Source organism: Cyanobium sp. BA20m-14, from assembly GCF_024346295.1.
The window spans coordinates 1-10,739 of record NZ_JAGQCR010000099.1; the positions used below are offsets into that span (position 1 = coordinate 1).

Annotated in this window: 11 protein-coding genes and 1 pseudogene; 10 read left to right on the forward strand and 2 right to left on the reverse strand. The window is 66.0% G+C overall.

The window, feature by feature from the left end:
• From rpoC1 to rlmN, 4 genes and pseudogenes are all read left to right on the forward strand, one after another.
• Nucleotides 1-745: pseudogene (rpoC1, locus tag KBZ07_RS10375) on the forward strand (DNA-directed RNA polymerase subunit gamma); the annotation flags it as partial.
• Nucleotides 746-817: 72 nt separating this feature from the next.
• Nucleotides 818-4,924 carry a DNA-directed RNA polymerase subunit beta' gene (locus KBZ07_RS10380; RefSeq protein WP_254931540.1) on the forward strand — a complete coding sequence of 1,369 codons (4,107 nt, stop codon included), beginning with the start codon at nt 818-820 and terminating at the stop codon, nt 4,922-4,924.
• 17 nt (nt 4,925-4,941) lie between these two features.
• Nucleotides 4,942-5,115, forward strand: coding sequence for a chlorophyll a/b-binding protein (locus KBZ07_RS10385; protein ID WP_254931541.1), 174 nt, complete (start codon nt 4,942-4,944; stop codon nt 5,113-5,115).
• A gap of 5 nt (nt 5,116-5,120) precedes the next feature.
• Nucleotides 5,121-6,206 (forward strand): 23S rRNA (adenine(2503)-C(2))-methyltransferase RlmN, encoded by a 1,086-nt coding sequence (rlmN, locus tag KBZ07_RS10390; protein ID WP_254931542.1) that lies wholly within the window; start codon nt 5,121-5,123, stop codon nt 6,204-6,206.
• A gap of 39 nt (nt 6,207-6,245) precedes the next feature.
• On the opposite strand, the gene KBZ07_RS10395 is transcribed toward rlmN, so the two are convergent.
• A complete protein-coding gene (locus KBZ07_RS10395; protein WP_254931543.1) occupies nt 6,246-7,514 on the reverse strand; it encodes an AmpG family muropeptide MFS transporter in 1,269 nt (422 codons plus the stop codon).
• A 68-nt stretch (nt 7,515-7,582) separates the two neighbouring features.
• Between KBZ07_RS10395 and KBZ07_RS10400 the strand changes: the two genes are divergently transcribed.
• The 5 genes from KBZ07_RS10400 to KBZ07_RS10420 all read left to right on the forward strand — a co-directional run bounded on the left by KBZ07_RS10400 (nt 7,583) and on the right by KBZ07_RS10420 (nt 9,710).
• Complete coding sequence (locus KBZ07_RS10400) at nt 7,583-7,708, forward strand: hypothetical protein (protein ID WP_254931544.1); 126 nt, start codon at nt 7,583-7,585, stop codon at nt 7,706-7,708.
• A gap of 22 nt (nt 7,709-7,730) precedes the next feature.
• Nucleotides 7,731-8,564 (forward strand): HEAT repeat domain-containing protein, encoded by an 834-nt coding sequence (locus KBZ07_RS10405; RefSeq protein WP_254931545.1) that lies wholly within the window; start codon nt 7,731-7,733, stop codon nt 8,562-8,564.
• A gap of 67 nt (nt 8,565-8,631) precedes the next feature.
• The gene (locus tag KBZ07_RS10410; protein WP_254931546.1) at nt 8,632-8,868 is read left to right on the forward strand and encodes a DUF2997 domain-containing protein; all 237 of its coding nucleotides are present in this window, start codon (nt 8,632-8,634) and stop codon (nt 8,866-8,868) included.
• A gap of 39 nt (nt 8,869-8,907) precedes the next feature.
• Nucleotides 8,908-9,297, forward strand: a complete 390-nt coding sequence (locus tag KBZ07_RS10415; protein WP_254931547.1) for a DUF1257 domain-containing protein — start codon at nt 8,908-8,910, stop codon at nt 9,295-9,297.
• 17 nt (nt 9,298-9,314) lie between these two features.
• Nucleotides 9,315-9,710 carry a ferredoxin gene (locus KBZ07_RS10420; protein WP_254931550.1) on the forward strand — a complete coding sequence of 132 codons (396 nt, stop codon included), beginning with the start codon at nt 9,315-9,317 and terminating at the stop codon, nt 9,708-9,710.
• On the opposite strand, the gene rsmG is transcribed toward KBZ07_RS10420, so the two are convergent.
• On the reverse strand, nt 9,676-10,449 hold the full coding sequence (gene rsmG, locus KBZ07_RS10425) for a 16S rRNA (guanine(527)-N(7))-methyltransferase RsmG (RefSeq protein ID WP_254931548.1): 774 nt from the start codon (nt 10,447-10,449) through the stop codon (nt 9,676-9,678). The two genes, KBZ07_RS10420 and rsmG, sit on opposite strands and share 35 nt — an antisense overlap.
• A 68-nt stretch (nt 10,450-10,517) precedes the next feature.
• Here rsmG and KBZ07_RS10430 point away from each other — a divergent pair.
• Nucleotides 10,518-10,739 (forward strand): J domain-containing protein (locus KBZ07_RS10430; RefSeq protein WP_254931549.1); only part of this gene is annotated, 222 nt, incomplete at its 3' end.

A 10,739-nucleotide genomic window follows, 5' to 3' on the forward strand; every position in this document is an offset into this window, starting at 1 on the left:
GTTCCAGCCCTTTGAGATCCATCGCCTGATCCGCCAGAACATCGTCAACAACATCAAGGCCGCCAAGAAACTTATCCAGAAGGCCGACGATGAGGTGATGCAGGTGCTGCAGGAGGTGATCGAAGGTCACCCGATCCTGCTCAACCGGGCCCCGACCCTGCACCGGCTGGGGATCCAGGCCTTCGAGCCCAAGTTGGTGGATGGCCGCGCCATCCAGCTACACCCCCTGGTGTGCCCAGCCTTCAACGCCGACTTCGACGGTGACCAGATGGCCGTGCACGTGCCCCTGGCGATTGAGGCCCAGACCGAGGCCCGCATGCTGATGCTGGCCAGCAACAACATCCTCTCGCCGGCCACCGGCGAGCCGATCATCACCCCATCCCAGGACATGGTGCTCGGCGCTTACTACCTCACGGCCGAAAAGCCTGGAGCTATCAAGCCTGAATTTGGCGACCGGGCCAATACCTTCGCCAACCTCGACGATGTGATCGATGCGTTTGAGGAGAAGTGCGTTCACCTCCACGATTGGATTTGGGTGCGTTTCAACGGCGAGGTTGAAAGTGATGACGAGGACAAGCAGCCCCAAAAAGAAGAAACCCTCAGCGACGGCACCCGTATCGAGCAGTGGCTCTATCGCCGCGACCGTTTCGATGAGGACGGAGCCCTGATCAGTCGCTACCTGCTCACCACCGTGGGCCGGGTGGTAATCAACCACACCATCATCGACGCCGTGGCTGCGACCTGACGGCCGCCTAGGAACCCCGGCCAGCAGGGTTACCGTTTTCACCCTTTTCCAGTCTCCACACCGCGCGCAGCCATGACCGCCACCCCCGCTAAAAAAATCAGCAAGAAGGCCGCCAAGAAAGCCGCCGAGGCTGCCGCCCTGGAAGTCGCCGCCACAATCAGCAACGCCGCCTTAAGCAAGCAGGCGCCGCCATTCCGCAACCGCATCATCGACAAGAAGGCCCTGCGCAACCTGGTGGCCTGGGCCTACAAGCACCACGGCACCGCTACCACGGCCTCGATGGCCGACGAGCTCAAAGACCTGGGCTTCCACTACGCCACCCAGGCTGCCGTATCGATCTCCGTCGACGATCTGCGCATCCCCAGTGATAAGGCAGCCCTGCTGGCCGAAGCCGAAGAGCAGATCACCGCCACGGAGGAGCGCTACCGGCTCGGCGAGATCACCGAGGTGGAACGGCACACCAAGGTGATCGACACCTGGACCGAAACCAACGAGCGGCTTGTGGCAGCGGTGCGCCGCAACTTCAACGAAAACGATCCGCTCAATTCGGTCTGGATGATGGCCAACTCCGGCGCCCGGGGGAACATGTCCCAGGTGCGCCAGCTGGTGGGCATGCGCGGCCTGATGGCCAACCCGCAAGGGGAGATCATCGACCTGCCGATCCGCACCAATTTCCGCGAGGGACTCACGGTCACCGAATACGTGATCTCCTCCTACGGCGCCCGCAAGGGGCTGGTCGACACGGCCCTGCGCACGGCCGACTCTGGCTATCTCACCCGCCGACTGGTGGACGTGGCCCAGGACGTGATCGTGCGGGAAGACGACTGCGGCACTACGCGCAGCATCCCCATTGATGCCGATGAGAAGGGCAAGTTCGGCAGCAAGCTGATCGGCCGCCTGGCCGCCGAGCCCGTGGTCAGTGAAGACGGCGAAACCCTGGTGGAGCGCAACGGAGAAATCGATCCGCCCCTCTCGCTGCGGATTGAAGCCGGCGGCGTCAAAACCGTGAAGGTGCGTTCACCGCTCACCTGTGAGGCCTCCCGTTCGGTGTGCCGCAAGTGTTATGGCTGGGCCCTGGCCCACAATCAACTCGTCGACCTGGGTGAAGCCGTCGGCATCGTGGCAGCCCAGTCGATCGGTGAGCCCGGCACCCAGCTCACCATGCGCACCTTCCACACCGGCGGGGTTTCCACTGCCGAAACTGGCGTGGTGCGCTCCCTGGTGGATGGCACGATCGAATTCGGGCCAAAGGCCCGGGTGCGGGGCTTCCGCACCCCCCACGGGGTGGAGGCCCAACTGGCCGAAACCGATTTCTCCTTGACGGTGAAGCCCAGCGACAAGGGCAAGCTGCAGAAGCTGGATATCGTCAACGGCTCGATCCTGTTTGTCGCCGATGGCGACTTCGTGCCGGGCGACACGATCCTGGCCCAGATCGCCGCTGGGGTGACGGTTAAAAAGAGCGTGGAGAAGGCGACCAAGGATGTGATCTGCGACCTGGCCGGCCAGGTGCGCTACGAGGAAGCCATCCAGCCCAGGGAGGTAACCGACCGCCAGGGAAACATCACCCTCAAGGCCCAGCGCCTGGGCAGGATGTGGGTGTTTAGCGGCGACGTCTACAACCTGCCCCCCAATGCCCTGCCCGTGGTGGACGGCAACAAGGCTGTCACCACAGGAGAGGTTCTGGCCGAGAGCCGGCTGGTGAGTGAATACGGCGGAGCGGTGCGTCTGCGTGAGAGCGCTGGCGACTCCCGCGAGGTGCAGATCGTCACCTCCAGCCTCACTCTCAAGGACTGCAAATTGGTGGGTGAATCCACCCACTCCGGCGAGATCTGGCATCTGGAGGGCAAGGACAACATTCGCTACCGCCTCAACACCGCTCCTGGCAGCAAGATCGGCAATGGCGAAGTGATTGCCGAGCTGGCCGACGATCGTTTTCGCACCAAGACCGGTGGCACCGTCAAATTTGCCCCGGGCCTATCGATCAAGAAGGCCCGCAGTGCCAAGAACGGCTTTGAGGTCAGCAAGGGTGGCACCCTGCTCTGGATTCCCCAGGAAACCCACGAGATCAACAAGGACATCTCCCTGTTGATGATCGAGGACGGCCAGTGGATTGAGGCCGGTACGGAGGTGGTCAAGGACATCTTCAGCCAGACCGCCGGCATCGTCACGGTGACCCAGAAGAACGACATCCTGCGGGAAATCATCGTGCGTTCCGGCACCCTGCATCTGGTTTCCGACAGCAAGACACTCGCCAAATACGCCGACGGCAAGATGGCCACCCCCGGCGAGGAGATCGCCAAGGGCCTCAAGGCTGAGGCGATTGTCTTCGTGGAGGTGGTTGAAACTCCCGATGGTCAGGCCCTGCTGCTGCGGCCGGTGGAGGAGTACACCATCCCCGATGAGGCCCACCTGCCCGAACTGGGCACGGTGAAACAGAGTGGCGGCCCCAGCCTGGGCCTCAAGGCCACCCAGCGCCTCTCCTTCAAGGACGGCGAGCTGATCAAGAGCGTCGACGGCGTTGAGTTGTTGCGCACCCAGTTGATTCTCGAAACCTATGACACCACTCCCCAGATGACCGTGGACGTGGATGCGGTCGCAGACAAGCGGGCTAAGACGATTGAGCGTCTGCAGCTCACCATCCTGGAAACCCTGCTGGTGCGTCGCGACACCCTCTCCGATGCCAGCCACGGCTCCACCCACACCGATCTCCAGGTGGAGGATGGCACCACGGTGAAGCGAGGCGATGTGGTGGCGACCACCCAGATCCTCTGCAAGGAAGACGGGGTGCTGCAGCTGCCTGATCTGGTGGATGGGGAGCCGATTCGTCGCCTGATCGTGGAGCGAGATGGCGATACCCGCAGCATCGATTTGGGTTCGGCTGCGCCTTTGGTCAGCGTTGACCAGCGCATCGTCGATGGCGACCTGCTGGCGGAAGGGGTTGCAGCCCCCTGCTGCGGTCAGGTGGAGGCCATCGACGCCCACACCCTCACCATTCGACTGGGCCGGCCCTACATGGTGTCGCCCGATTCGGTGCTGCACGTGCGGGACGGCGAGCTGGTGCAGCGTGGCGATGCCCTGGCCCTGCTGGTGTTCGAGCGCCAGAAGACCGGCGACATCGTCCAGGGTCTGCCGCGGATCGAAGAACTGCTGGAGGCCCGCCGGCCGCGGGAATCCACCATCCTCTGTCGCAAGAGCGGCACGGTGCAGATCAAGCAGGGCGACGATGACGACTCAATCACCGTTTCGGTGATCGAGCATGACGATGCCCTCACCGAATACCCAATCCTGCTGGGCCGCAACGTGATGGTCAGCGATGGCCAGCAGGTGAGTGCCGGTGAGTCCCTCACCGACGGACCGATCAATCCCCACGAGCTGCTGGAGTGCTTCTTCGAAGACCTGCGCAGCCGCAAGCCCACCATGGAGGCGGCCCAGGAGGCCATTTCCAGGCTGCAGTTCCGGATGGTCACCGAAGTGCAGAACGTCTACAAGAGCCAGGGCGTGTCGATCAGCGACAAGCACATCGAGGTGATCGTGCGCCAGATGACCAGCAAGGTGCGCATTGAGGATGCCGGCGACACCACCCTGCTGCCGGGCGAGCTGATCGAGCTGCGTCAGGTGGAGCAGGTGAACAGTGCGATGGCGATCACCGGTGGCGCCCCCGCCGAGTTCACGCCGGTGCTGCTGGGTATTACCAAGGCCTCGCTCAACACCGACAGCTTCATCTCGGCGGCCTCCTTCCAGGAGACCACCCGGGTGCTGACTGAAGCTGCCATCGAGGGCAAGAGTGACTGGCTGCGCGGTCTCAAGGAGAACGTGATCATCGGCCGCCTGATCCCTGCGGGCACGGGCTTCAGCGGCTTCGAGGAGGAGTTGCGGGCCGAGGCCGGCCCCCATCCCGACATCCTCGAGGAAGAGGCCATGGGCTATCGCCGTGTCCAGAACCTCCGCCCTGACTACACCGTGGAGATGCCGGCCCCGGCCCCTGCGGCGGCCGTGCTCGACGATCCCTCCGATGCCGACCTGGAGGCCACCCGCAGCCGCCATGGCATCGAGGCCAGTGCCAGCGGTCTGGCTGCCTTCACCCGCCCCTCCCTCGAGGATGTATTGGAGGAGGAGCTGATCGCCGATCCCGCCGCCCTCGAGGGCTTGCAGGAAGAGGGCCTACTGACCGATGAGTGATTCCCTGCTTGACTCCCATGGCTAAGCCCGAACGCACCAGCCTCGGCACCCCCGTGCCCCAGCGCCGCCTGCCTCGCTTCGGCTTCCACTCCCACACCGAGCTGTTCAATGGCCGCATGGCCATGCTCGGCTTCATCGCCCTGCTGGCGGTGGAGTGGAAGCTGGGCCATGGCCTGTTGATCTGGCCTTGAGTGGGATGGTCGAGCTGCCGCCGCCCATTCCCCTGCTGGGGATGGGCCTGCTGGAGTTGGAGCGGTGGGCCGTAGCCCACGGCCAGGCTGCCTTCCGCGGCCGGCAGCTGCATGACTGGCTCTATGCCAAGGGTGCCCGCAGCCTGGAGGCCATAAGTGGGCTGCCCAAGGCCTTTCGCGAGCAGCTAGCTGCCGCCCCCCCCGAGGCTGGCTTCGATTGGATCGGCCGTTCGCGGGAGCTGCACCGCAGCGTGGCCCGCGATGGCACCACCAAGCTGTTGCTCGGCACCCACGACGGCCTCAGCCTTGAAACCGTAGGCATCCCTGCCGAGGGCCGGCTCACTGTGTGCGTCAGCAGCCAGGTGGGCTGCCCGATGGCCTGCAGCTTCTGTGCCACAGGCAAGGGGGGGCTGCAGCGCTCCCTTGCGGTCCATGAAATTGTCGACCAGGTGCTGAGCGTGCGCGAGGTGATGGACCAGCGCCCTAGCCACGTGGTGTTCATGGGCATGGGCGAGCCCCTGCTCAATATTGAGGCAGTGCTGGCTGCCATCGACTGCCTCTGCAGCGATTTGGGCATGGCCCAGCGTCAGATCACGGTCAGCACCGTCGGTGTGCCCAAAACTCTGCCAACCCTGGCTGCCCGGGCCCTGGAGCGGCTCGGGCGGGCCCAGTTCACCCTGGCGGTGAGCCTTCACGCCCCCGATCAGCGCCTGCGGCAGGAGCTGATCCCCACCGCCCACGCCTACCCCCTGGAGGCGTTACTGGAGGACTGTCGCCGCTATGTGGCACTCACCGGCCGGCGGCTGAGCTTTGAATACGTGCTGCTGGGGGGCGTCAACGACCAGCCCCGCCATGCCGAGGCTCTCTCGCGGCTTTTGAGGGGCTTCCAGAGCCATGTGAATCTGATTCCCTACAACCCGATCGCCGAGGAGCAGTTCCAGCGCCCAGCCCTCGGGGCCGTGGAGGCCTTCCGCCGTGCCCTCCAGGCCCGCCACGTTGCGGTGAGTGTGCGGGCCAGCAGGGGTCTAGATGCCGATGCGGCCTGCGGCCAGCTGCGGCGGCGCCTGATCGATCCGGGCGGGGATGGCTAGCAGGTTATGGCTTGCAGGCTATGGCTCAATTGGATGTAGCTAAGTGGGGTCCTTGGCGGGGTCGAAGGCGCCCTTGGCGCCGTAACCGTTCCAGGGGGTGAGCCACGCCATCAGCAGAAAGGCGGGCAGTGAGGCGGCCGCGGTGAGCAGGAAGAAGCTGCTCCAGCCCACACCCTCGGCCACAAAGCCGGCCTGGCCGGAGAGCAGGGAGCGGCTCAGGGCGTAGACCCCTGACAGCAGGGCGTATTGGGTGGCGGAAAAGCGGGGGTTGCAGAGGCTCATCAGCAGGGCCACAAATGCCGCACCCACCAGTCCTCCGCCGAGGTTTTCCAGGCCCACCGCCAGCAGCAGGGCTGCGGGGCCGGCATCGAAGCTGGCCAGGGCCCAGTAGGACAGGTTGCCGGCGGCGCCCACCAGGGCGAACAGCCAGAGGGAGCGGTTCATGCCCAGCTTGCCGAACAGAATCCCGCCCAGAATCGTGCCCACGATCGTGGCGCCGATGCCCCAGCCGGCAAGCACCGAGCCCACCAACTCCGGTGAAAATCCCTTCTGGATCAGGAAGGGTACGGCCATCACGTTGAGCAGGCCGTCGGGCCAGCGGTAAAGCAGCACAAGGGCCAGCAGCATCACGGCCCGGCCCGGGCCGCTGCGGCGTAGAAATTCCCGCGCCGGCCCCAGCACCGCCTGGCGCAGGCTGGTGATCTGGTGCTGGATCGGCGGCAGTTTGGGTGCCGTCAGGGTGAAGGGGATCACCACCAGCATCAGCAGCGCCGAGGCGGCGAAGGCCAGGGGCCAGCTGTAGCGGCCGGCCAGGATGAAGCCCCCGGCGCCGATGGCCAGCATGGCGCCGCGGTAGCCGAGGGTGGTGGCGGCGGCACCGGCGCCCCGCTCCTGTTCGGGCAGCAGGTCTGTGCGGTAGGCGTCCACCAGGATGTCCTGGGTGGCACTCACAAGGGCCAGCAGAACGGCCATAAGGCCGATGGCCGTCAGGCTGGCCGGATTCTGACTGGGCCGCAGAAAGGTCATCGACCCGATCACCGCCACCAGCAGCACCTGAAGTACCAGTAGCCAGCCGCGGCGCCTGTCGGGCCAGGGAATCGGCCAGCGATCCAGGGCTGGCGCCCAGACCATCTTGAGGGTGTAGGGCAGTTCGGCGTAGGCGAGTAGGCCGATTAGCCCTAGGGGTACCCCGGTGGCCGTGAGCCAGCCCTGCAGCAACTTGGTTCCCACCATGTAGGGCGTACCACTGGCCACCCCTTGGGCGGCCACGGCGGTGATGCGTCGCCAGGTGCTCGAAGACGCAGGCATCCCATGGGTTCAATTTGGCGAACCCTAGGGGCGATGATGGCTGCAGGCGCCAGCTATCCCCTAAGTCTGTGCAATTTTTTCGCTCCACCCTGTTGCCGGCATCCATCGTTGTGCTGTTTGCCCTGGCCCTGTTTGCAGTCAGCGCCCGAATCTGGCTGCCCGGCGATATGGCTGCCCCGGCACCGATCGGCTGAGCCTGTGCCGTGAGTCTTTCCCGTGAGCCTTTCCCCCCAGCCTGACCAGCCCTCTGGCCCCTACGACGAAAGCCCCCAGGAGCTCTACCTCGACCCGGAGGTGCTTGCCCAGGAATTGGCCGAGGAGCTGCTCGGCGATCCCCTCGATGCCTTTGACACCAGCGATCCAACCGCCAGCGATGTGGCGGCGGAGTGCGATCTGGGGCTGCAGTTCCTCCGTGGTGAAGCTGGCGGCAGCAGCCACGACCAGCGCATGCAGGGTCTGCGGATCTTTTGCGAGCACCGTGATCCCCGGGCCCTGCCCCTGCTGCTGCCCCTGCTGGCGGTGAGCTGTCCGATCGTGCGCATGAGCGCGGTCTATGCCCTGGGCCGCAATCCCAGCCCCCTGGCGGTTGAGCCCCTGTTGGCCCTGCTGGCAGCGGATGACAACGGCTACGTGCGCAAGGCCGTCGCCTGGAGCCTCGGCAACTACCCGGATGCCCCGGTGCTGAACCCCTTGATCCGCTCCCTGCAGGTGGACATTGCGGCCGTGCGCCTCTGGGCGGCCAGCTCCCTGGCGGAGGCGGGCTGTAGCGGCCCCGCCAAGGCCGATCCGGCGGCGGCCCAGCTGTTGTTGAGCCTGCGCATCGACAGCGAGGCGGCGGTGCGCAGCAACAGTGCCTGGTCCCTTGGCCGGTTGTATGGCGACCTGGTGGAGCCCCGCCAGCAGGTGGTGGTGGAATCACTGTTGGCGGCCATGCTCCACGATGGCGAATCGGGGGTGCGGGATGAAGCCCGGCTGGCCCTGGAGCAACTGGAGCAACCGGAGGTGCTGGAGCGACTCCAGACCCTGGTGGACGAAGGGCTGCTCAGCTGAGAGTCCGGGGCCTGGGCCCAGCTCCTCAGATTCCAGCTAACATCTCTTAACCCTCACCAGGTTTGGGATGGAAGAGCACACCATCCATTTTCGGATCCGGCCTGATGGCCGGGTGGAAGAGCTGGTGGAAGGGTTTCGGGGCCCGGGCTGCGCCCAGCTCACCGAAAGGATCGAAGCCGGCTTGGGCGTGGTTCAGCGGCGCCAGAGCACGGCTGAAGCGTTCCAGCCCCAACAACAGGGCCAACCCCAGCTGCAAGGCCTGGGGCAACCCCTGGCCAATCCACTGCCCATACCCCAGCCCTAACCCCGGCCCTCTTAATCACCGCCGCTGCCGCTCCCACCGATGTCGCACTTCAGCACGATCAAGACCGAGCTTCGCGATCGCCAGGCCTTGCTCGGGGCACTCCGGGACCTGGGCCATTCCCCCACGGAGGGTTCCCTGCAGGTGCGCGGCTACCGGGGCCAAACCCTTGAGGCCCAGCTGGCGGTGCTCCAGCCCAATGGCGCCGACATCGGCTTCCGGCTCAACCCGGATACCGGCAGCTATGAGCTGGTGACCGATCTCGACCTCTGGAATCAATCGGTGCCGGTGGAGCGATTTGTGGCCCAGCTCAGCCAGCGCTATGCCCTGCGCACCATTCTTGCGGCCAGCGCGGAAGCGGGCTTTGAACTGCGCGAGCAAATCCAGCAGCAGGACGGCACCATCGAGCTGGTTGTGAGCCGTTGGACCTAGCTGTGGACTCCCCCGCCATGGCAGATCCGGCGCTGGCCTTCCAGGCGGCAGTCCCGGCCCCCGGTTCCCTGCGCACTGGCATGGAGCCCCTACTGGGCGGGGGCCTGCGCCAGAAGGCCGTCTGGGTCGATGAGGCTGTATGTATCGGCTGCCGCTACTGCGCCCATGTGGCCACCAACACCTTCGTGGTTGAGCCCGACTGGGGCCGCTCCCGGGCGCTCCGCCAGGATGGCGATTCCACCGAGTTGATCCAGGAAGCGATTGACACCTGTCCGGTGGACTGCATCCACTGGGTGGCCTATGAGCAGCTGGGTGAGCTCCAGCACCAGCTGGCTGCCCAGGAGATCCTGCCCCTGGGGGTGCCCTCGCCGGCCCGGCTCAAGCGCAACCTGCCTCGCCGCCAGCCGGTTTGAGCTCGGCCCCGAGGGGCTGCTTGGCGGGCAGGCCCACCGCCCTGGGGTAGTAGCGCGGGCAGGGGGCCAGGGGCTTCACCACCAGGGCGTGGCGCAGGCCGCGTCCGCCGGGCAGCTCCCGGCTCAGGCACTGCTCGGTACTGGCCCGCAGGAGTCCCAGGGCCGCGTCTAGCTCGCCCTGGTCTGCCGCCGACCACTGCCCGCGGTAGAGCAGGGCCCGACCCTGGGGGGCCAGTAGGGGCACCAGGTATTCGGCCACCACCGGTGCCCGGGCCACGGCCCTGGCCAGGGCCCAGTCGAACTGGCCACGGCAGGCCTGAAGCCTGCCGGTGCGCTCGATCCGTTCACAGCGCAGATGTACCCGCTCCGCCAGCCCCAGGGCAGCCGCCATGGCCCCCACCGCCTCCACCTTGCGGCCCACCGAGTCCACCAGGGTGAGCTCGGCCTGGGGGAAGGCGATCGCCAGGGCTAGCCCTGGGAAGCCGCCGCCGGTGCCCACATCGATCAGCCGAAGAGGGGCCTGGGCCGCATCCGTGCCCAGCAGAGGCGTCAGGGGCCAGAGGCTGTCGAACACCTGGGCGATCCAGAAGTCGTCGCCCTCCACCAGGCGGGTCAGGTTGTGCTTGCTGTTCCAATGGCGCAGCTGCTCCTGTAGGGCGCCCAGCAGCCTTTCCTGCTCAGCGGTGGGCTGCCAGCCCAGGGTGTGCCAAAAGGCATTGCCGGTGAGGGTTCGGGCCATCCAGCCTGGCGGAGGGTTGCAGCTACCTAGGATCCCCCAGACCGGATTTTCTCGCCGGCCCGGTGCCCTTGGCCAGCCCTGCTCCCCCTGCCTCAACCAGCCACTACGCCCTGCTTCAGGTGGCAGAGACGGCTTCGCCCCAGGAGTTGCGCAGGGCTTTTCGCGGCCTGAGCAAGCTGTATCACCCCGACACAACCCTGCTGCCGGCGCCTGAAGCTGCTGCCCTGTTCCAGCTGCTGCAACAGGCCTATGCGGTGCTGAGCGATCCGGAGTTGCGCCGGCGTTACGAC

Bases quoted from the DNA above. Each gene is read 5' to 3' on its own strand.
- KBZ07_RS10415 (WP_254931547.1), top strand. From the start codon at position 8,908: ATGTCGCACTTCAGCACGATCAAGACCGAGCTTCGCGATCGCCAGGCC.
- KBZ07_RS10385 (WP_254931541.1), top strand. From the start codon at position 4,942: ATGGCTAAGCCCGAACGCACCAGCCTCGGCACCCCCGTGCCCCAGCGC.
- KBZ07_RS10410 (WP_254931546.1), top strand. From the start codon at position 8,632: ATGGAAGAGCACACCATCCATTTTCGGATCCGGCCTGATGGCCGGGTG.
- rsmG (WP_254931548.1), bottom strand. From the start codon at position 10,449: ATGGCCCGAACCCTCACCGGCAATGCCTTTTGGCACACCCTGGGCTGG.
- rlmN (WP_254931542.1), top strand. From the start codon at position 5,121: ATGGTCGAGCTGCCGCCGCCCATTCCCCTGCTGGGGATGGGCCTGCTG.
- KBZ07_RS10380 (WP_254931540.1), top strand. From the start codon at position 818: ATGACCGCCACCCCCGCTAAAAAAATCAGCAAGAAGGCCGCCAAGAAA.
- KBZ07_RS10395 (WP_254931543.1), bottom strand. From the start codon at position 7,514: ATGCCTGCGTCTTCGAGCACCTGGCGACGCATCACCGCCGTGGCCGCC.
- KBZ07_RS10420 (WP_254931550.1), top strand. From the start codon at position 9,315: ATGGCAGATCCGGCGCTGGCCTTCCAGGCGGCAGTCCCGGCCCCCGGT.